This is a genomic window from Hymenobacter terrestris (assembly GCF_013377905.1).
Classification (GTDB): Bacteria; Bacteroidota; Bacteroidia; order Cytophagales; family Hymenobacteraceae; genus Hymenobacter; species Hymenobacter terrestris.
This window is the reverse complement of record NZ_JABKAV010000058.1, coordinates 1-20,770: the sequence shown is the minus strand read 5'-3', so window position 1 is coordinate 20,770 and position 20,770 is coordinate 1. Positions and strand designations below refer to the sequence as shown.

Here is a 20,770-nt window from a genome sequence, read left to right as displayed (position 1 = left end):
TGGCTCTGAATATCACCCGAGCCGACCTCATCCACTCCGTAGTTCAGCTCCACGCCATCACCACCCAACGTTTCCAGCGGCGGGTCGGGGCCCTTGAACACGGCAAAAAAGAACAGCACCGCCAGGGCCACGTGAAAAATCACGGTTCCGATAAGGGCCTCGCGCCGGTGTTCTTCGCGGTATTCCATTTCGTTAGGGCTTCGGGTTTAAGTAGTAGGGCTTGATTGGAAGGACTTTGTTTCAGGTCTTAGAACGACCTGCCCCCCCATACCTAAGCTCTAAAAATCATTTCCCCTGCTGGGCCTGGGTGGCCATCACCATTTTAATTTTGAGTCGGTTGCCGATTTCGAGGATATCGACCAGTTTCTGCACATTCAGCGAAGCATCTACCCGTAGTACAGCGGTAGGGCTTTCGAGACCGGTGATGCGGCGGGCCAGTTCGGGCTCCAGCTCGGTGGGCGTAATGGGCGTGCGGTCGAGGAAGTAAGTGCCGCCCGCATCCACCGAAATGGTGATGGGCTGCTTCATGGCCTGCTTGCCCGAGCGGGCATTGGGCAGCATGAGCTTAATCACGTTCGGGTTCACCATCGTCGACACAATCAGGAAGAACAGCATCAGGAAGAACATGATGTCGTTCATCGAGCTGGTCTCGACGTGGGATGAAAGCTTACGGCGCCGGCTGAGATTCATTTTTTAAGCTGTTAGCTGAGAGCTAGTAGCTGTTAGCGAGTAGCTGCTACGCTGTTGCCTGAACATCAGGCCAACGGCTAACAGCTACTATCTAACAGCTCAAAAATTCTAGTTGTCCTGCAGGATGTCCATGAACTCGACGGCCGAGTGCTCCATACGGAACACCATACGTTCGACCATGATGCTGAGCCAGTGGTAGCCGATGTGGGCAATGATGCCGATGATGAGGCCGGCCGCCGAGGTCACCATTTTGGTGTAGAGACCACCCGAAATCTGGGCAATGCCGAAGTCGCCGGTCGAGCTGATGGCGTAGAAAATCTTGATTACCCCGATAATCGTACCCACGAAGCCCAGCATGGGCGCAATGCCGGCCACGATGCCCAGCACGTTGATATTCTTTTCGAGGCGGGCAATTTCGATTTTGCCCACGTTTTCCACGCTGGTTTCAATTTCGCTCAGCGGCAAACCCACCCGCCGGATGCCCTTCTCAATCATGCGGGCCAGCGGCGTAGGATTCTGAGCACACAGCATTTTAGCACCCTGCAGGTCGCCCTTTACCATAAGGTTGCCAATGCCGGGCATAAACGACTCGGGCACAGCCCCCGCCTTGCGGATGGTGAGGTAGCGCTCAAGCATGATATAAATCGTGAGGAAGAGCAGCAGAAACAGCGGCACCATAATCCAGCCGCCAGCTATAACCAGGTCAATCAGCGAAAGGCCCGAGGCCTCGGCCACAGCCTGGTTGGCGGCAGTTACCGCCGAGTCGGCGGCTGCGGGCGAGCCAGCAGGTACTGCTGTGGGGTCGCCCACCTGAAGTTGCAGAAACAGAGACAGAAGCGTCATTCGTTAGGGCGTAGTGCTTGGTTGAGAGTGCGTAGGCTAATGAAAATGGATGCTTAGTGGTTGGGCAAGTGAATAAAAGAACGTCATCCTGACGAAGCCAGTATGTTTCCCCGCAACCAGTTCGTCGTGCTGACGCGGGCTGTCGGGGAAACGTACGGCTTTTTCAGGATGACGAGTTTCTAGGCACTATCAACTAAGCACTGATCTTAATATTGTTTGATCCACAGGTCGCCCATGCGCTTGCGCAGGATGCTGGCCTGACGGTCGGCGGAAGTGCGGTCGGGGAAATCGGCGGCCGAAAGCATGAACTGCCGGCTGCCGGGCGCCGGCAGCAGTACGCGGGCCGGGTGGCCCATCCGCACCAGTGCCTGGCGGCCCTTCTCGGCGTTAAGCAGAGTGGTGTAAGAACCGGCAATTACATAGAACCGGCCCGTGCGCTTATTAACAGTCGCGGCCGAAGCCCCGGCGGTTGCATTGGTAGCGGCAGCCTTCTCCCAGCCCGGCGCTTTCGCTTTAGGCTTAGCCGCAGCTTTCGGGGCAGCCGGTTTAGTGCCCTGGTCGGGCAGGGCGACTAGCGCGGCAGCGGGCTTACTGGCCGGAGCCAGGGCGGCTACGGGAGCCGGTTCGGCCGGGGTGGTGCTGGCAGCAGCAACCGACCATTCATCGGCCACTGAGGCGGCGGTAGGCTGCTCATCGGCCGGCTGCGCGGCAGTGCTTTCTGTGAGATGGGTAGCGGCGCTGCTCAGGCTGGCCTGCTGGCGCGGTGCCGCTACGGGGGCAGTAGGCCGCGCCAGCGATATTCCCTGCAAGGCGTCGGGCAGGTAGCCAGTCAGGTCGGCAAACATGTAGTTGGCCGACAGCACCAGACCAGCAATGGCCGTAACGCCCAGCATGCGCCATACCCGGCCGAGGCGGCGGGTGCGGAGCTGCGGGGTAATCGTAGGCCGCTCGCGGGCCTGCAGCGCATCGGTGGCTCGCACCGGGCGCGATACCAGTTCGGGCAGCCCGAAGCTGGCGCCGAGCAGGTTCTCGGTGCCCGTGTACTCAAACTCCAATCCGCGGCCAGCTGCCTGCCGGAACGTGCCAACCCCACCCAGTTCGGTGCGGTTGCCGGCTGCCAGCTCCTGCTGCATACGCTGCACGGCCTGCTGCACCAGTTCGCGGGCGTGGGCCGTGCTGACGCTCAGCTTCGCACTTACCGCATCTACCAGCAGCCCATCGTTGCGGGTCAGGCTCTGGTTGAAGGCCACGCGCTTGGCCGGGGGGGCCAGCGTATGGCGCACCGGATGGATGCGGGCCGGCGCATAGTCGGCAATCAGGCCCCCAAAATCAGGGATAATAACGCAGTCGTGGTGCTGGAGCAGGGCCCGGATATGGTCGGCTAGCATAGGTAGGGAGTCGGTCGGAGCAGGAAACAGAAACCGAAATGTACGGAATGATGAGTTGATATGCCGCTTTTTCGGCAACGGGCCGCTAGAACTGGTAGCTCGCGCCGGCCAGCACGTTGATGCCTTTCACCGGATAGTTGAGGTACTGCATATTGCTGCGGCCCAGTAGGTTGTTGCCCATCACGAAGATGGAAAACTGCTCCGTCAGCTGGTAGTCGCCGCGCAGGTTTAGGTCGATTACCGTGTCGGTGAGGCGGGCTTCGCGGATCAGGCCACTGCCGGGGAAAGCGCCGCCGGAACGCAGCCCGGTACCGTAGCTGGCGCTGAGCGTGTACAACTCCGCACCGACCCGCAGCTTGTCGTAGAAGTTGTACGAGCCGAATAGCGCCGACTGGAACTTAGGCCGGTGGAAGGGCTGGGCCAGCGTTTTCACGTTGTAGCCGTTGTAGTCGGCCTTCAGGCCCAGACGCAGCTTCTCGGCCGCATTGTACATCACCTCTGCGTGCAGGTTGAAAAGCTGGGTGGATTTCTGGTCGTACACCAGCTCGAACTTGGTAGTGTCGCGGGCCGAGTTGTTGTAGAAATACAGGTTTTGGTCGTTGGACAGCGTTACACGAGCCTTCACCTCCAGGGCGCGGGCGGGCGTGGCATCGAAGCCAAAGTACACGGTGGGGCCGCGGCGGGTGTCGGCCACGCGCACGTTGGGCGCCAGCCAGGGATTTTCGGTGCTCAGGTCGTATAGCGTAACCCGCTGGATGCCTCCGCCCAGCCCGGCGTATACCACAAACTTGTCTTCAGTAACGGTGTAGGCCGCCCGCAACGCCGGGTACACGTTGAACTGGCGGGCATCGTTAATTGTGTCGCCGGTATAGCCCAGCGTGGCGCCCACGCGCAGGTTCAGGCGGTTGAGGGTGGTTTCGAAGGCCGGCGTCACCTGAAAGAAGGGCCGGGTATCGGTCAGCGAATCCTTGTGGGAGATGAACGACACGTCGCCATCGACCCGCACACGACTGGTTTCCGTCAGCTTATAGGTCGAGCGCAGCGTGGCGTACACGTTGCTTTCACTGGCCTTGAAGTCGTCGGACCAGTAGTTGTAGCCCAGGCCCAAATCGTACTGGAAAGCCGCGTCGCGGGCCCGGTTGCGGGCGTACACCAGTACGCCGGCCCGCTTGAACACCTGCTTGAGGCTGTCGGCCTCGGGCAGCTCGATGACGTTGCGGTTGTAGCCGTAGAAATTGTACCGCTCGCGGCCCAGGTTCACCTTGGCGCCCAGCACCAGCGGGCCGCTGTAGGTTTCGCCGTTCAGGCCCAGGCTGGTCTGGCTCTGGCGCGAGTTCTCGCGGTCAATAGGTCCGCGGCTCGATGAGAGGTGCTTGAAATCGAAACCGTAGCTCGCGTTTTCTGAGCGGTTGTTGTGCAGGTAGGCCCGGCCGTAGGCAGTGCCGTAGTTGCCGATGGCCGCCTTGAGGTAGTTGCCGCTCAGCTCGGGCAGCTGCTCCTGCCGGATGGTGAGCACGCGCACCGTGGGGTTGAGCTTGTCGGCCGGCAGCCGGAAGTCGGGGTAGGTGTAGTTGGGGGCCGCAGTGGTTTTGGCCGGAGCCTCAATTTTCACCTTCTCGAAGTTGCGGGTAGCCGTGGGCAACTCGTTCACCCGCTCCTTCACAATCTCGATTTCGGCATCCTCAATCTTGCCGGGCGTCCGCTGGGCCCGGGCCTCAAAGGCCGGGGCGGCAACGGTTAGCAGGGCGGCGGCAGCCAGCAGTTTATGGGTCATGTTGGGGGCTTGGGATAGTAGGAAGCCGGGAATCAAGCGGTTGGTTAAGCGACTGATTCAAGCGGCACTGCTCTCCTATTTAATGCTGATTATCAATTTATTTTAAGCTTGTACTTCAACTATTGCTCTAAAGACGCACGCCTGTATCTCGTCGATGAACTGCCCGTGGTCCGGGCACCCCTTGGGCGAGCCGCTCGCTGGCGAACCATTCGACAACAAAACGCAAGACAGTGCATCCCTGCACCGGTCAGCGCTGGTCTTGAGGCGCAGCGGTAGAGTCGGCGGGGGCCGTGAGCGAGTTGCGGGCGGGGGCTTTGGGCTTGGTGGTTTTGGAGGTGCCTTTGCCGGTGGACGCAGGCGTGGCAGGAGCCGCCGGGGTGTTAGTGTCGGCAGGCAGGGCGGCGAGGCGCTCCTTAGCGCCGGCTATCACTTCGGCTACCGGGAATTTGTTGTCGATGATGGAATTGAGCGTGGCCCGGGCCTGGAAGATTTCGCCCTGCTCCTTATAGATGTCGGCAATCAGCAGGAAGGCGCGGCCCAGCCACAGGTCGTAGTTGGCGAAGTCGGCGTTGCTCTTGTAAGCCGCGTCGAGGACTTCGGGGTACTTCTTCTGCTGAAACAGCGTCTGGGCCAGCAGGTACTGGGCCTCGGCCCCGCTCTCGTCCTTGGCCGTAGTGGCGGCCGTGGTCAGCTCGGTGGCGGCTTGGTCGAGGTTGCCGGCTTTCAGGCTGGCCTTGCCCAGGTAGAGCAGTGCCAGGTTGGTGGCGTTGAGGGCCGCCCCGCCCTGGGTTTGCAGCTCGGTGGCCACGCGGCGGGTGGTTTCCAGGTCGCCGGCCTCGTAGGCGCTTTTCAGCAGGCCGATGCCGGCGTTGGCCACCTCGCGCTTGTTTTGCGACACCTCCCGCAGGCGGGCGTAGTACTTGGCGGCCTCGGCGTAGTTCTTGTTTTCAAACTCCAGATCGGCTACCCGGCCCACAGCCCGGTTCACGAACTCGCTCTTGTTCTCCTCCACCACGGCCTTCAGGCCCGGCAGGGCCTCGGCCTTGCGGTCGGTACGCAGATACGAGTCGGCCAGGAAGTAGCGGCCATCGGCGGCCAGCACCGTGCTCGGGTACTGCTTGAGGTAGCCTTCGAGGCGCGGGATGGCCTGCGCGTACTTCTCGGCCAGGTACAGCGACTTGGCTGCCTCAAACTCCACGCTCTCGGCGGCCTTGCTGTCGGGGTTCTGCTGCCGGAACTGGGCCAGATACTGGTCGAACTCTTCCGTTTTGCCCTGGGCGCTTAGGCTTTCCTGGAGGCTGTAGATGGCGCTCTGGGCCGATTTGGTACGCGCAAACTCGCGCAGCACCCGCTTGAAATCATCGGCCGCCTTGTCGTGCTGGTTTAGGTTCTGGTAGGCAATGCCGCGCTTCTGCAGCGCCTGCGGAATGAGTGGCGAGCTGGGCCGGTTGGTCATCAGGCGCGAGAAGCCATTGACGGCGGCCTGGAAGTCACCGGCTTCGTAATCGAGTTGGGCCTGCTGGTACACCGCGTCGTCGGCGTAGCGCGAGCCGGGAGTGGTTTTGAGCAGGGTGCTGAGGGTGGCGGCAGCTTCATCACGACGGCCCATCTGGCCCAGCACCACGCTTTTCTGATAGTAGGCGTAGTCCTTGTCTGCGGCGTTGGCCTTTATCACCTGTTCGTACTGCTCGAGGGCCTGGGGGTACTGCTTGGCTAGGTAGGCGAGGTCGCCTAGGCGCAGGGTCACGTCGTAGTAGTTGGCGTCGGCGGGCTTAGCCACCGGGTCGCGCAACCAGGCCTGGAACTGCTGGCGGGCCTGGCTATAGTCCTTTGTGTTGTAGTAGGCGTAGCCCAGCCCGTAGCGGGCCTTCTGGTCGTAATCGGTGTCGGCGGCGCCGGCGCGGCGGCTGGTGCGGGCCGCGGCCTGATAGGCCGTAATGGCGGCTGGGTACTGCTGGCCATAGGAGTAGATGTCGCCCTTGAGCACCTGCGCGGCAGCGCGCAACGCGTCGTCTTCGGGGTAGCGCAGGCTCTTATCGAGCAGCGGCAGCGCCTCCTGGTAGCGGTTGTCGTTGTAGAGCGTGGCGGCCTGCAGGAAAGCCACGCGCTGGTAGGTGGTGTTCAGCTTGGTACTCCGGTCGTCGAGCTTCTCGAGGTAGTTGAGGGCCTGGGCGTAGTCGGAGGAGTTAAGGAAACTCTCGCTCAGCAAATCATCGACGGCCGGCTGGTTCTTGGAGCGCGGAAACCGCTTCGGGAAGTCGCGGAGGGCGGCAATGGTTTCGGGGCCGTTGCCCAGCTCATAGTTCACCTGGGCGTACTTGAGCGTGGCGTTTTCGGTGATATTCTTGTCGAACGTAAGCTGGCGAGCGGCTCCGAACGAGTTTAGCGCCAGCTGCTTCTGGTTGGTTTTCAGGTAGCTCAGGCCCAGGTGATAGGCCGCGTTCTGGCCCAGCGAGTCGCGGCGGGCGGCCACGCCCTTCAGACTGGCAATGGCACCCTTAAAGTCATCCTGCCGGAAGTTGGCGTAGCCCACTTTGTACTGTACCTCGGGCTCTAGCTTCTTGCGGCCGGCGGCGTACTTGTCAAAATACACGGCGGCCTCCTTGAAATCCTGCTTTTGGTAGTAAGCATCGGCCAGCAGCAGTTGAATCTCGTCGGCACTCTGCGGCGGTGGGGTCTGGCGCAGGGCCTCGGGGGCGTAAGCAATCAGGCCGTCATAGTCGCCTTCCTTGTACAGAATCTGGGCCATCAGGGCGGGCACCACGGGGCGGTAGGCGTCGTTCTGCTCGGCCGTGGCCAGGTCGCGGCGGGCACCTTCAAAGTCGCCGGCCCGGTAGGCCAGGTAGCCGGCGTAGTAGGCGCTGGCGTAGCGGTACTGGTGGTTGCCAGCCTTGTTGCGGTCGAATTGCAGGCGGGCCTTGTCGAATTCTTTCTGGGCGAAGTAGCTATAACCCAGCTTGAACTCCGATTCGGCCCGCTGGTCTTCGCTCAGGTTGTCGGGCCCCACCTTCTGCAGGTAGTCGATGGCCCGCACGTAATCCTTCTTGTTGAAGTAGAAGCGGCCCAGCTCGAAGTAGGCTTGGCTGGCCTTGGGGTGAGCGGGGTTGTTGGCGGCAAAGGCCAGGATGCGGTCCTCGGCGTCGGGGTGCAGCAACTGCAGACCGGATACGGCGTCGTAGTACTCGGCATCGGCGAGGCGGCCGGGGGCCAGCTGGCCGGTCCGGCGCTCTACCTGGCCCTGGTACTGCCGAAACGCCTGCTGGGCGGCCCCGTACTTGCCTTTGTCGAACAACTCCAGGCCTTCCTGGAAAAAGCGTTCATCATTGGTAAAAACCTGCGTTTGCTGGGCCAAGGCGGCCAGCGGGGCGGCGGCGCCAAGGGTGGCAGCCAGCGCCAGACGGGGGAATAGGTTCATCGAGGAGTCGTTGCGCAAAAAGGGCCCCGCGCACGGTTGGCGGCGACGGGCGGAACCCAAAAGTAGCGAAAAGTTCGGGCGGGGTTGCCCCGGAATGGGCATTACTGGCGGTTTTAACGGTGGCGGTGGGTGGTTTGGTGTGCTGGATAGGCAACATTACCTTGTGCTCCGTGAGCTGTATCCTACCCTCCTGCTTATGCGCCGCGCCTGTTTCCTCTTTCCTTTTCTGCTGTTGGCCGCCTGTGGCTCCCCAACTCCCCCCGGCCCCTACCCGCAAAACCCAGCCGTTTCCGATGCCCAGGGCCACCCACGCGATTCGACGACGTTCTACTTCCCGGCGGCCGACTCACAGCAGCAGCACGCGGCCGTCGAGGCGCTGGCCTACCCCCCACCCGGCTCAGCCGAGCGATGGCGGCAGATTTTATTGAGACGCCGTTTCCGTCGTGCTGCGCTTAGCTCAACAGGTTGTTCTTTCCAAATCCCCGAATACGCTCTAAGCCCTATAAATAAATGCCGCCCATTACTGTAGTGCCCTTATTACCTTTGGATTCTACCTTCCCAACTCCATACTTCTCTTACCCCAGCATGCTTCTGTTGCTCCGCAGTACTCTTACCCTATCCTTACTTGGTGGTCTTTCCTTTACCAGCCTGGCGCAAACTATGCCACCCGCCGCTGCACCAGCCGCCGAAGCAGTTTCCACTCCGTTGCTTAAGCCCGGCCTGGTCAAAGACCAATCCTATAAAAAGTACCTCTACCAACGCTACGTCGGCAACGAACAGGCCACGCGCGTAATTCGGCTGTTTGCCCGCCGCCAAACCGGTGGCAAGCTGTGGCTGGGCACGGGAGCGTTGGCCATCGGCTTTGTGGCCTCGCAAACCGGCACCAAAACCAGTTCCAACGGCGGTACCACTACCACCACCGTTACTCCACTCGGATACGGCCTCATGTTGGGGTTATTCGGTGGGGTTGGAATCAGCAAGCTGGCGCGTTACAGCAATGAGAAACTCTACCAGGAGCTAAGCAACTACGACCGGGACCACGCCTTTTCGCCCAACGTGCAAGCAAAAATCGACTAAATGCCCCGCCGGCCTCGATTTGGCCGGCGAGCGGGCCAGCCGCAGCCAGACCAGCGGTGCCAATGCGCTGGCCAAGAAAGACGGCGAAACCCTGACGGCCTATGGCCAGGCTGCCGTGCCCGGCCTCACGCCCCAGCAGCAGCAAGGCGCCCTCGACGCCGTGGAGCTACTCCAGGCCCAGCGCAAGCGCATCATGAAAAATAACAGCACCAGCGCCGGCACCGACCGGTTCCTGGGCACTGTGGATGCCGCCTAGGTACAGGCCCAGGTAGATGTGCTGACGGATGTGCTGGCCAGCATTGCCGCCCACCGCGCCACCCTTACGGCCTAATCTGGGCGGGTGCCCGGCCTTGCCTGTTCAGCTGAACAGGGCTGAGCCCAGACACTTCCTGAAGCCCTGGCTGTTAGCGCAGCCGGGGCTTCGTTTTTTCAGACTATGCCGGCTGGGCAGCGGCTTACCGAGCAATAAGCCGAAAGTACGCAAGCGGGCAGGCAACTTTATCTTGCGGCGCAGGCTCCCCTCCCCATTACATTTCTGCTGCTGCTCATGCGCTTTTGGTTTCTCTTGTTACTGCTGCTGCCTTACGCCCCCCTTTCTTTCGCCCAAACCACCCGCCTGCACGGCCGGGTGCTCGATGCGGCCACGGGCCGGCCGGTGCCGTTTGCCTCGGTGGGCGTGGCCGGCCGGCCCTTCGGCACGGTGGCCGATTCGGCGGGGCGGTTTGCCTTTTTGCTGCCCGATTCGGTGGCAGCCGGGGCGCGGGTGCTGGCTTCGGGTGTGGGATACGCTACCACCGCCGTGCCCGCCACCGCGCCGCCGGCTGCCGGGGCCACAGTGCGGCTACAGCCCGTTGCTGTTGCTTTAGCGGCCGTAATGGTGCGGCCGGGCAAAGTGCGCACCCGCACCACGGGGCGCACCGGCAGCAGCAGCTTCATGATGGCCCGCCTCTACACCGAGCCCGGCGCGGGCCAGGATGAGCGGGCCAAAGAGCAGGGCAGCGTGCTGTCCCTACCGCCCGACTGCCACCTGCTCACCCTGCGCCTGCACGTGGCCTTCAACCGCTTCCAGGCCGTGACGTTACGCCTGAACCTGTACGACGTGAAGCAGGGCCGCCCTACCGAGCCGCTACTCACCCAGGATATTCGCTTTACTGTCACTCAGCCCCGGGGTTGGGTGGAAGTTGATCTGGAGCCCTACCGCCTGTATATTCAGAACCGGCGCGAGGTGGTGGCCACTATCCAGTGGCTGCGCAGCGAAGCCCGGCTCGACAGTGCCACGGGTTTTGCGCTGTCGGCCGTGCCGGGGCCGGGCCACGCCATCCTCACCCGCGACAAAAGCCATTCCCGCTGGCAGTCCACGCCTGGCTACCTCAGCCTGCAACTCGTGCTTGATGAGTACCCGCAGAAGGGCCGCCGGATGGTTCCGGCCGCTGCTCCCGAACCAGCCGCCCAGCTACCCGACAGCCTGCGCTACCTGCAACGCGTTATAGCGCTGGAAGAACAGCAGGCAGCCATTGCTCAGCGGCCCGCCCCCGATTCGGTGCCGTACGGCCGCAACCCTGCGGCCGGCCACTACCTGCCGGTGCGCGGGGGTCGGCTCTACTACGAGCGTTACGGCCGGGGCACTCCGCTGCTGTTGCTGCACGGCAACGGCCAGTCGATAGCCGCGTTCCGCCACCAGCTGAGCGAGCTGGCCCAACACTACGATGTGCTGGCCCTCGATACCCGGGCCCAGGGCCGCAGTGAGGACGCCACCACCGACACCTTCACCTACGAGCTGTTTGCTCAGGATGTGGCCCAGCTGCTCGATAGTCTGCACCTGGGCCCGGTAGATGTGTTGGGCTGGAGCGACGGCGGCAATACGGCCCTGGCGCTAGCCCTGGCTCGCCCCGCTGCCGTTCGCCGCCTCGTAGTCATGGGTGCCAACCTCTTTCCCGCCGCCATCGAGCCCGATTATCTGGCCCTGTTCCGCGAGCAGCTCCGTCAGGCCCAACACCATCCCGACCCGCAGGCCCCTCACCGCGCACGCCTGCTCCAACTGCTGCTCCAGGAACCGCAGATGCAGTTCGCGCAGTTGGCCGCCGTTTCGGTCCCGGTATTAGTAGTAGCGGGCGAGCATGATTTGGTGTTAAAGGCCCATACCCGCGAGCTGGCCCGCAGCTTGTCGCGAGGCGAAGTGCTCATCTTACCCAACGCCACGCACTACGCGCCCCAGGAGATACCAGAGGCCTTCAACCAGGCCGTGCTGGAGTTTCTGGCGCGGCCCTGATACTGGGTGGCAGCTCCTCTAGAGACACTACCTTATCACCTCGCTAACAGCTACAGGCCCGACCAGCAGGACTTCCCATAGCTAACCAGACTGTGGATTGGCCGGTTGGGTAGCAACGTTCGGGGTAACGACCCCAGCAGGCTCACCTTACTGGCTCGCTCGTACCAACGTCACCTCGTCGCGGGTGAAATCAAACGCTTTTTTATCGATGTGGCCCCGGCACATCACCACTCCGGGCGGGGCCAGCTTGCCTTTCTGGCCGGCCTCGGTTTCGGCCTGGCCCGTTACGTCCACGGTGGTTACCAGCTCGCCATTGCGGCGCAGTTCCCAGGGGCCGGGCCGCAACGTGCCGGTCGGGTAGCCCACCAGCAAAGTTTCCTGGGGCGAGAGGGAAATGATGTCGAGAACCTGCATGAGGAGGACGTATGGTGCGCCCGCCGGAGTGGCGGATGCAGACCGATTGCAACGCAAGGTAGCACAACCCCTGGCCCCATCCCAGAGCTGAAGTTTCGGTTTATGCGGCGGAAGCCTGCTTTTCTTTCGCCCGCGCCGGTTTTGCAGCCGCCCAGCTACGGGGTAAGATGCGGGCGCACGGGCAGCCATATTTCCTCCTCCGAGCTGGGGTCGGCGTTGCGGTAGCCGGGGCCCAGCACCTCCAGGTGCGGCCTGGAATTGTCAAGCAGGAAGTCCGAAGCGGGCAGCCATTCCGTCAAAATAGCCTGAAAGATGCGCGGGTCGAGGCTGGAGCCCCGATAGTCGAAGATGGCGTATCGGCCGGCAGGCACCGTCAGGACCTGCATATTTGGCGGTACCGGGGCTGCGGCCGACACTTCAAGAGCCGCCCATTTGCAAAATTCGGTGCGCGGCGAATAAGAGGCGAAATATGCAGACGGGTACTGCGTCACTGAAAATAAATTGGGGCCGATGGGCTCCTCCATTTCCCAGCGACGCGCCATAAAGGCCCGCCACAACTCCGCCGTTCGGTCGTGCTCGCGCGACATAACGAGGCGCTGGCCCACTAGCCGGCGGGCGGGGGCATCGAACAGGCGGGGCTGCAAATTGGGAAAGGCCGACACAGGCATTGAGGGGGAATCGAAATACGGCCGGCCCCTACCCTATCACGGCGTGTAGCGGTACGGGGTGCAGCACCAGCCACACCAGCTCGCGCAGGATTTCGCCGTCGCTCATCGAACCCGAGTCGATGCCCTTGCTCTGGGCGTCGGCTCGGCGGATAAGATGCACTAGGTCGCGGCAGCGGCCGAAGTCGAACACCTTGAGGCCAGTCTGGTAGTCGCGGCGCTGGATGGGGAAGCGCAGGCCCATTTTCAGCCAGTCAGCCTCGCTGGGGTTATTTATCTGATGCAAGGCCAGCAGCCGCGAGAAGAAGTTGAATAGCAGCGTGAGGTTGGGAATGATGGGGTTGTTTTTGGGGTTGGCCTCGAAGTAAAGCAGGATGCGGTTGGCCTTGAGCACGTTACGGCGCACCAGCGCGCTCTGCAGCTCGAAGATGTTGTAGTCTTTGCTGATGCCCACCATGCGCTGCACCAGGTCCTCGTCGATGCTGTGGCCGGGCAGCAGGTTGAGCAGCATTTTATCTACCTCGTTGGTGAGCCGGCTCAGCTCGCCGCCGATGTATTCGGCCAGCATATTGGTGGCCTGGGGCGTAATCTGCTGGCCCTTGCTGCGCACGTAGGCCGTAAGCCAGGGAACGACCTGGTTGTCGTAGAGCTTCTTGCTGGTGAGCAGAACGGTGCCGGCCGGCGCGGGCGTTTTCTTGTCGCCGGCCAGCAGCTTGCCCAGCTTCTTGCGGGCGTCGAGGGTTTTGTGCTTGTAGCAGAACACCAGCACGGTGCTTTGCAGCGGATTTTTGAGGTAGGCTTCCAGAAACGGCCAGGCCTTCTCGGTTTCCAGATCGGCCACCGCCTGCGCCTCCTTTACAATTACCACCGAGCGCTCGGCCATCATCGGGTAGCGCTTGGCCTGGCCCAGAATGCCGGCCACATCGGTGTCCTTGCCATACATGATTACCTGGTTGAAGCCCTTATCAGCTTCGGGCAGCACGTGCTGTTCGAGCAGACCGGCCAGCAAATCGATGTAGTACGGCTCCTCACCCTGCAGGAAGTACACGGGCGCAATCTGCCGCTGCTTAAGCTGAGCCAGGATTTCGTCGGGCGAGAGAGTCAAGGCGTGAATGAGTGAATGGGTGAACGAGTGGATTGTATGGCGGGGCCTTTCCAACTCCGATAGCCAAAGGTACCATCATGGGTTTTACCTTTGTTGCTAATTCTACGCAACCGGCCACTGGCTTTGCGTCTGTTCACTCATTCACCGGGTCGCTCCTTCCCCGAGTCACTCATTTATTCATTCCCTCCTTGGACCTGATTGAAGAACTGCGCTGGCGCGGCATGTTTCACGACATGATGCCCGGCACCGACGAGCACCTGACTGCGGCCAAGCCCATCACCGGCTACATCGGCTTCGACCCGACTGCGCCCTCGCTGCACATCGGCAACCTGGCCACCATTATGTTGCTGGTGCATCTGCAGCGCGCCGGCCACCGGCCTATGGCCCTGGTAGGCGGCGCCACCGGCATGATTGGCGACCCCTCGGGCAAATCGGCCGAGCGCAACCTGCTCGATGAAGAAGCTTTGCGGCGCAACCAGGCCGGCATCCGGGCGCAGTTGGAGAAGTTTCTGGTGTTCGACGATTCGCCTACCGGGGCGCTGGTGGTCAACAACTACGACTGGTTCAAGGAATTCGGCTTCTTGGGCTTCCTGCGCGAAGTGGGCAAGCACCTGACGGTTAACTATATGATGGCCAAGGATTCGGTGAAGCGCCGCATCAGCGGCGACGAAAACTCGGGCGCCGACGGCCTGAGCTACACCGAGTTCAGTTACCAGTTGCTGCAGGGCTACGATTTCGTGCACCTGTTCCGCACCTACGGCTGCACCCTGCAAATGGGCGCCTCCGACCAGTGGGGCAACATCACGACCGGCACCGAGCTCATCCGCCGCATGGGTGGCGAGCTGGCTGAAGGCGTGCAACAGCCCGCCAAAGCCTACGCCCTCACCGGCCAGCTCATCACCAAGGCCGACGGCACGAAGTACGGTAAGAGCGAAACTGGCACCGTCTGGCTCGACGGCTCGCTGACCAGCCCTTACCAGTTCTACCAGTTCTTCCTCAACGCCGCCGACGCCGACGTGCCCCGCCTCATCCGCGTGTTCACGCTGCTGACCAAAGAGGAAATTGGGGCCCTGGAAGCCGAGCACGCCGAAGCCCCGCACAAGCGCACCCTGCAAAAAGCCCTGGCCGAGCAGGTAACCACCCGCGTACACGGCGCCGGCGCCTACGAGGCCGCCTTAGCCGCCTCGCAGGTGCTGTTCGGTGGCGGCGAGCTGTCCTCGCTCGATGAAGCCACCCTGCTCGACGTGTTTGCCGGCGTGCCCCGCGTAGAAGTGCCCCGCGCCGACCTGGCCGAAATGAACGTCATCAGCCTCCTAAGCGAGGCCACCGGCGGCGTCATTTTCCCCTCCAAAGGCGAAGCCCGCAAAATGATGCAGGCGGGCGGCGTGAGCCTGAACCGCGAAAAGGCCAACCCCGAGCAACTGGCAACCGACATAACGCCGCTGCTGGGCCAGTACATCGTGGCCCAGAAGGGCAAGAAGAACTACTTCCTGCTGAAGTTGGTGTAGACTTTAGTGCTTCGTGGGTAGTGCTTAGGTCGTTGATATAGAAGCCAACCCAGGCACTATCCACGAAGTCCAAAGCACAAAAAAGAGGCTCCACCGAATTTCGGTGGAGCCTCTTTAGGTATACCAACAGCCGCAGAGCGGCCGGGCTACTTACTTCTTCTTGGCAGGAGCAGCCTTCTTGGCGGCAGCCGGAGCAGCCTTCTTGGCACCAGCAGCAGCCGGAGCGGCTGGAGCATCGTTCTTCTTGTTCTGCACCTCGGTGCGGATTTCCTGGGCCATGTTCTTCAGCTCCTGCATGCCTTTACGCACGCGGGTACCAGCGGCCGAGTTCTGCTTGTCGTAGAACTTCTCGAAGTCACCTTCGAGCGACATTACTAGGTCCTTCAGTTTGCTAAAATTGCTCATTGGGGAGGGGGTATGTGGTGTGGAAGAGAAAAGATTCGGTCCCAATATACAGGGATTTCAAATACAAGCAACTTGCGAAGTTTTTTTCTCAAACCCCCCTTGCAGCCTCATGAAGGCGTTTTTGGTTCGATACCCCACCCATACACTCCCGAAGAGCAGCAAGCCTGTCTTTAAAAAGTGCTAAATGCAAAAGCCAGCTTCCGGGGAGGAAACTGGCTTTTGCATTTAGGCGGGACGAAGCTACTCTGTCAGCCAGACAGGCGCTTCAGTTTTGGAATAAAGCCCTTTCGAGAGCTTATCCTGCACTATCTCAAAGGCCTTAATGGTCTGCTCCACGTCGTCGAGCGTATGCACCGCCGTCGGGATAAGACGCAGCATGATGACGTCTTTCGGAACCACCGGATACACCACGATAGAGCAGAAAATGCCGTAATTCTCGCGTAAATCGAAGGTTATCTGCACCGCGTCGCCAATTTGGCCGGCCAGCATTACCGGTGTTACGGGCGAGGAAGTAGTGCCCAGATTGAATCCTTTCTCACGCAGGCCACTCTGCAGGGCCCGTACAATGGTCCAGAGGTTATCCTTTAGCTCGGGCTTGGTGCGCAACAGCTCCAGCCGCTTGAGTCCCCCCACTACCAGCGGCATAGGCAGGCTTTTGGCGAAAATCTGGCTGCGCATGTTGTAGCGCAAATATTCAATTACGTTCTCAGGCCCCGCTACGAACGCGCCGATGCTGGCCATGCTCTTGGCGAAGGTCGAAAAATAAAGGTCGATGCCGTCCTGTACCCCCTGTTCTTCGCCCGTTCCGGCGCCCGTAGTGCCCATTGTGCCGAAGCCATGGGCATCATCCACGAACAGACGGAACTGGAATTTCTCCTTCAGCTTGAGCACCCCGCGCAGGTCGCCTTGGTTGCCCGACATGCCGAATACCCCCTCGGTGATAACCAAAATACCGCCACCGCTTACGTCGGTGATGCGCTGAGCCCGCTCAAGCTGCTTCTCGAGGCCGGCCATGTCGTTGTGCACGTACACAAAGCGCTTGCCGGCGTGCAGGCGTACGCCATCAATAATGCAGGCATGCGACTCGGCGTCGTACACAATCACGTCGTGGCGGCCTACCATAGCGTCGATAATCGACACCACGCCCTGGTAACCGAAGTTGAGCAACATGCAATCGGGCTTGCCCACAAACTCGGCCAACTCGTTTTCCAGCTGCTCGTGCAGGTTGGAGTTGCCCGACATCATGCGCGCGCCCATTGGCAGGGCCATGCCAAATTCGGCGGCCGCCTCAGCGTCGGCGCGGCGTACCTCGGGGTGGTTGGCCAGACCCAGGTAATTGTTCAGGCTCCAGGTAAGCACCTCCTTACCGCGGAATATCATGCGGGGCTTGATTTCGCCTTCTAGCTTAGGGAAAGCGAAATAGCCGTGCGCGTAGCTCGAGTGGGTGCCCAGCGGGCCGCGGTTGGCGGCAATCTTTTCAAATAGATCCACGAGGGAACGGGTTGAATGTGAAACGGAAACGACGGGGTCAATTGCGAACTTAACCACCGATAGATGTACAAAGTTATGGCAATCCGCAAAGGTAACCCTTCGTTGCAAGGTATCCAACGCCAGTTGAATTCAGCCTGTCCGTTTTTTGGTGCGCCCGGAAGGTCGTTTCTTTGGGTGTCAGAACGCTAATTATCGCCTGTAGAAACATCATGCTAAGCGAAGCCGAAGCAAGGCGTTCTGTTTCTGATCTGTTTCACTCGCTACCCACCCTTCGCTCCCACCCACCTCATGACAAAAATCAAAAAGCTCCTCGTTGCCAACCGTGGCGAAATTGCCCTGCGCATCCTCCGCTCGGCCAAGGAAATGGGTATTGCCACCGTGGCTATCTTCTCGGAGGCCGACCGCAATGCCCTGCACGTGCGCTACGCCGACGAGGCCGTGTGCGTGGGCCCGCCCGCCAGCAAAGACAGCTACCTGCGCGGCGACAAAATTCTGGAAGTATGCCGCAAGCTGGGCGTCGATGCCATCCATCCGGGCTACGGCTTCCTGAGTGAAAACGCCGAGTTTGCCCGTCAGGTCACGGATGCCGGGCTGATTTTCGTGGGCCCTTCGCCCGAGGCCATGAACATTATGGGCGATAAGCTTTCGGCCAAGCAGGCCGTGCAGGCCTACAATATTCCGCTGGTGCCCGGCACTGCCGAGGCCATTTCCGACGTGCAGGAAGCCCGGCGCATTGCCGCCGAGGTCGGTTTTCCCATCCTGATAAAGGCTTCGGCCGGCGGCGGCGGTAAGGGAATGCGCATCGTGAACTCCGACGGCGAGTTTGAGGAGCAGATGCAGCTGGCCATCAACGAGGCCGTTTCGGCCTTTGGCAACGGGGCCGTATTCATCGAGAAGTTCGTCACCGGCCCGCGCCACATCGAAATTCAGGTACTCGGCGACGAGCACGGCAACATCGTGCACCTGTTCGAGCGCGAGTGCAGCATCCAGCGCCGCCACCAGAAGGTGATTGAGGAAGCACCTTCCTCAGTACTCACACCTGAGCTGCGAGCCGAAATGGGCCGTTGCGCCGTAGATGTGGCCCGTGCCTGCAACTACGCCGGAGCCGGCACCGTGGAGTTTCTGCTCGACGATAAGCACAACTTCTACTTTCTGGAGATGAACACCCGCCTGCAGGTGGAGCACCCAGTAACCGAGCAAATCACCGGCCTCGACCTGGTGAAGGAGCAGATTCGGGTGGCCGAGGGCCAGCCCCTGCCCTTCCGCCAGGAAGACCTGACAATAACCGGCCACTCGCTGGAGCTGCGCGTGTACGCCGAAGACCCGCAGAACAACTTCCTGCCTGATATCGGCACCCTCACCACCTACGTGCGGCCCCAAGGCCCCGGCGTACGCGTGGACGACGGCTTCGAGCAGGGCATGGAAATTCCGATTTACTACGACCCAATGATTGCCAAGCTTGTGGTGCACGGCGCGACCCGCGAGGAGGCTATTGCCCGCATGCTGCGCGCCATTGCCGAGTACCAGATTACTGGCATCGAAACCACGCTGGCCTTCGGCACCTACGTGCTCAACCACCCCGCCTTCGTGAGCGGCAATTTCGACACCAACTTCATCCGCGACCATTTCCCGGCCGACGCCCTAAAGCCCGTCACCCCCGACGAAGCCACGGCCCAGGTAGCCGCCGTACTGGCCGCCATGCTGCTCACGGACAAGAAGCCGGGCGCGACGGCCGCCATCCCAGAGGCTGCAGCCGCTATCGGCTCGGCCTGGAAGCGGAACCGACTGGGGGTGCGGTAGAGAGATTCTGTTCTAATGGCGGGCTTACTTTACGGAAAAGCTTATGCCTCCCCCCTTAGCGTAATGGTAGTTCTCAAACCCAATTTGGAATAGTGGCAGGTTTTGGCCTCATGACGAGACGCGGCCGGCGTGGTACTTCGGCGGGGACTAGGCTCCATTTTGGGCGTTTACGAAACTCATCCCCTTCGGGCATTTCGTAAACTTTAAATCGTAGACGAGTTTCTTAAACTCGCCCTGCCCTATTGGGGTCAGCTGGCCACCAGGTGCTGAACTGATTTCTGCCGTTCATAGAAAGGAGCGTTCAAAAATATGACCCACCACATCGCCTTAAGCCAAGCGGTGGTCAACCAAAGAGTTGCGGATCAGGCGCACATTGAAAGCACATTCCACCAAAATCACCAGCAGAAACAGGTGCAGAATGACCATCATGGGAAAATAGTTAATGAGCAAAACGAACGCATAGATGGGCGACAGGATGGTAAGCATAAGCACATACCACAGAAACAATAGGGCAAATCGCTTTCTGGTCGTCCGCCCCTTCGTAATTAGGGCATAGGCCACGTAATAGCCGACCAGAAGCAGTCCCACCCGCCATTGCAAGTAGCCGGCCAGCGCCCGGGTGGGGTCATCGTAGAGCCCCCGCACGTGGAGGTTCACATACCCATAGAGCAGGGCCAACAGGGCTAGCCCTTTCGCGAACGCAACCAAGACAAGCAGCAGCCATGATTTCACCATGCAGTTGTCGAAAAATAGAGGAAGCGGGTACTATCCCATGCTATTGAGCAGGAAAGAACGCTCGCAGCGGGGTACTACGCAAGGCAGCAACAATTGACTCCACCGGCTGCCTTTACCAAGGCGAGTTCTCCCCGCTGATTATTCTTCTATACAAAAACGGCTTGAAGCTAAACGCAGCCCGTTCAATTGAATGAATATTTCATAGTTACCTGTACCTTTCACTCGATATGCCCGCACCGGTCTCAGTGGAAGCCATTGCCTTGACCCTCCGCCAAGCTGGGCACTATTCCGTTGCCGACGAATTGCTGACGCAAGAAGCCGCTGCCTCGACTGGCGGTGAGCTGGTAGCGGCCGTGAGTTCACGCCTTCTGGGGCTTAAACTCCATTACCCGCATATTTACGGCGTGATTCAACCGCAAGCAGAGTTGTGGCTCACCGAGGGCCGAAGTGGCGCCGTTATCATTCCTACTTGTCCAGATGGCGGCTATCAGTAGCCGAGTAATGTCTGGGAAAACGTTCGGAACGGTATCCGAGAAATGAAACCAAGAGAGCGGCGCAAATGTACTTACATTGTACATACATTTGCTTTATGAACACGCGCCTGATTCGGGTGGGCAATTCCCAGGGGATTGTGCTGCCCAAGAAGTTACTGCAGCAATACCATCTGGCCGGCGAGGTCGACCTGCGGCCCACGCCAGAAGGCTTGCTCATCACCCCTGTGGCCGCGCCGCGCCGCCAGGACTGGGACGCACGCTTTCAGCACGCCTTGGCCCAGGGACCCGCCCCGGAAGGCGAGCTGCTGGAGGGGTTTTCGGACGCGTTTGAAGACACGGAATGGCAGTGGTAAGCTGCGTGCTGCGCTTTGAGGTGTGGCTTGTCAACCTCGACCCGACCCAGGGCAGCGAAATCAACAAGACCCGCCCCTGCGTGGTAGTCTCCCCCGACGAGATGAACCGCTACCTGCGCACGGTCACCATCGCCGCGCTCACCAGCACGCGGCGCGACTACCCCTCGCGGGTGGACTGCACCTTTCAGGGCAAAGAGGGCCAAGTGGCACTCGACCACGTTCGCTCGGTCGGCAAAACGCGTCTGGTGCGCCGCTTGGGCGTGCTGCCCAAGGCCACGGCACAGGCCGTCTGCGACCGGCTGCAGGAAATGTTCCAGTACTGAGGGAAAACGCCTGCCGTTTAC

Annotated in this window: 18 protein-coding genes and 2 pseudogenes; 8 read left to right on the top strand and 12 right to left on the bottom strand. The window is 60.9% G+C overall.

Translation table 11 applies throughout. From position 1 onward, the window contains the following. The 6 genes and pseudogenes from HW556_RS14790 to HW556_RS14765 all read right to left on the bottom strand — a co-directional run. Positions 1–188: pseudogene (locus tag HW556_RS14790) on the bottom strand (hypothetical protein); the annotation flags it as partial. Positions 189–285: 97 nt separating this feature from the next. Then, positions 286–690 carry an ExbD/TolR family protein gene (locus HW556_RS14785; RefSeq protein WP_176900876.1) on the bottom strand — a complete coding sequence of 135 codons (405 nt, stop codon included), beginning with the start codon at positions 688–690 and terminating at the stop codon, positions 286–288. A gap of 108 nt (positions 691–798) precedes the next feature. Next, positions 799–1,533, bottom strand: coding sequence for a MotA/TolQ/ExbB proton channel family protein (locus tag HW556_RS14780; protein WP_176900874.1), 735 nt, complete (start codon positions 1,531–1,533; stop codon positions 799–801). A 206-nt stretch (positions 1,534–1,739) separates the two neighbouring features. Further along, on the bottom strand, positions 1,740–2,921 hold the full coding sequence (locus HW556_RS14775; protein ID WP_176900872.1) for an HU domain-containing protein: 1,182 nt from the start codon (positions 2,919–2,921) through the stop codon (positions 1,740–1,742). 85 nt (positions 2,922–3,006) lie between these two features. Next, positions 3,007–4,695, bottom strand: coding sequence for a TonB-dependent receptor (locus HW556_RS14770; RefSeq protein WP_176900871.1), 1,689 nt, complete (start codon positions 4,693–4,695; stop codon positions 3,007–3,009). Between the two features lie 247 nt (positions 4,696–4,942). Next, on the bottom strand, positions 4,943–8,110 hold the full coding sequence (locus tag HW556_RS14765; protein ID WP_176900870.1) for a tetratricopeptide repeat protein: 3,168 nt from the start codon (positions 8,108–8,110) through the stop codon (positions 4,943–4,945). A gap of 585 nt (positions 8,111–8,695) precedes the next feature. Between HW556_RS14765 and HW556_RS14760 the strand changes: the two genes are divergently transcribed. The 3 genes from HW556_RS14760 to HW556_RS14750 all read left to right on the top strand — a co-directional run bounded on the left by HW556_RS14760 (position 8,696) and on the right by HW556_RS14750 (position 11,456). Continuing rightward, positions 8,696–9,187 (top strand): hypothetical protein, encoded by a 492-nt coding sequence (locus HW556_RS14760; RefSeq protein ID WP_176900869.1) that lies wholly within the window; start codon positions 8,696–8,698, stop codon positions 9,185–9,187. A gap of 19 nt (positions 9,188–9,206) precedes the next feature. Continuing rightward, on the top strand, positions 9,207–9,443 hold the full coding sequence (locus tag HW556_RS14755) for a hypothetical protein (RefSeq protein WP_176900868.1): 237 nt from the start codon (positions 9,207–9,209) through the stop codon (positions 9,441–9,443). A 291-nt stretch (positions 9,444–9,734) separates the two neighbouring features. Continuing rightward, a complete protein-coding gene (locus HW556_RS14750) occupies positions 9,735–11,456 on the top strand; it encodes an alpha/beta fold hydrolase (RefSeq protein WP_176900867.1) in 1,722 nt (573 codons plus the stop codon). Between the two features lie 147 nt (positions 11,457–11,603). Here the strand turns inward: HW556_RS14750 and HW556_RS14745 are convergent, their stop codons facing one another. From HW556_RS14745 to holA, 3 genes are all read right to left on the bottom strand, one after another. After that, complete coding sequence (locus HW556_RS14745; protein WP_176900866.1) at positions 11,604–11,870, bottom strand: hypothetical protein; 267 nt, start codon at positions 11,868–11,870, stop codon at positions 11,604–11,606. Positions 11,871–12,025: 155 nt separating this feature from the next. Continuing rightward, positions 12,026–12,532, bottom strand: a complete 507-nt coding sequence (locus tag HW556_RS14740; protein ID WP_317170536.1) for a GyrI-like domain-containing protein — start codon at positions 12,530–12,532, stop codon at positions 12,026–12,028. A 34-nt stretch (positions 12,533–12,566) separates the two neighbouring features. After that, positions 12,567–13,640, bottom strand: a complete 1,074-nt coding sequence (gene holA, locus HW556_RS14735; protein WP_176900864.1) for a DNA polymerase III subunit delta — start codon at positions 13,638–13,640, stop codon at positions 12,567–12,569. A 188-nt stretch (positions 13,641–13,828) separates the two neighbouring features. Between holA and tyrS the strand changes: the two genes are divergently transcribed. Next, the gene (tyrS, locus tag HW556_RS14730; RefSeq protein WP_176900863.1) at positions 13,829–15,148 is read left to right on the top strand and encodes a tyrosine--tRNA ligase; all 1,320 of its coding nucleotides are present in this window, start codon (positions 13,829–13,831) and stop codon (positions 15,146–15,148) included. Positions 15,149–15,385: 237 nt separating this feature from the next. Here tyrS and HW556_RS14725 read toward each other — a convergent pair. Together HW556_RS14725 and HW556_RS14720 are read right to left on the bottom strand one after the other, a co-directional pair. Next, positions 15,386–15,553, bottom strand: a pseudogene (locus HW556_RS14725) (histone H1); the annotation flags it as partial. Positions 15,554–15,793: 240 nt separating this feature from the next. Further along, positions 15,794–17,044 (bottom strand): aminotransferase class I/II-fold pyridoxal phosphate-dependent enzyme, encoded by a 1,251-nt coding sequence (locus tag HW556_RS14720; protein ID WP_176900861.1) that lies wholly within the window; start codon positions 17,042–17,044, stop codon positions 15,794–15,796. Positions 17,045–17,332: 288 nt separating this feature from the next. Here HW556_RS14720 and accC point away from each other — a divergent pair, with 288 nt between their 5' ends. Further along, positions 17,333–18,844: an acetyl-CoA carboxylase biotin carboxylase subunit gene (gene accC, locus HW556_RS14715; RefSeq protein WP_176900859.1), complete on the top strand. Its 1,512-nt coding sequence runs from the start codon at positions 17,333–17,335 to the stop codon at positions 18,842–18,844. Between the two features lie 327 nt (positions 18,845–19,171). On the opposite strand, the gene HW556_RS14710 is transcribed toward accC, so the two are convergent. Beyond that, positions 19,172–19,579, bottom strand: coding sequence for a hypothetical protein (locus HW556_RS14710; protein ID WP_176900858.1), 408 nt, complete (start codon positions 19,577–19,579; stop codon positions 19,172–19,174). Positions 19,580–19,806: 227 nt separating this feature from the next. Here HW556_RS14710 and HW556_RS14705 point away from each other — a divergent pair, with 227 nt between their 5' ends. The 3 genes from HW556_RS14705 to HW556_RS14695 all read left to right on the top strand — a co-directional run bounded on the left by HW556_RS14705 (position 19,807) and on the right by HW556_RS14695 (position 20,749). Next, positions 19,807–20,073 carry a hypothetical protein gene (locus HW556_RS14705; RefSeq protein ID WP_176900856.1) on the top strand — a complete coding sequence of 89 codons (267 nt, stop codon included), beginning with the start codon at positions 19,807–19,809 and terminating at the stop codon, positions 20,071–20,073. Between the two features lie 95 nt (positions 20,074–20,168). After that, on the top strand, positions 20,169–20,426 hold the full coding sequence (locus tag HW556_RS14700) for an AbrB/MazE/SpoVT family DNA-binding domain-containing protein (RefSeq protein ID WP_019949559.1): 258 nt from the start codon (positions 20,169–20,171) through the stop codon (positions 20,424–20,426). Beyond that, entirely contained in the window at positions 20,414–20,749 is a 336-nt protein-coding gene (locus HW556_RS14695; RefSeq protein WP_176900854.1) for a type II toxin-antitoxin system PemK/MazF family toxin, read from the top strand. Before HW556_RS14700 ends, HW556_RS14695 begins: the two co-directional genes overlap by 13 nt. Positions 20,750–20,770 lie beyond the last annotated feature (21 nt).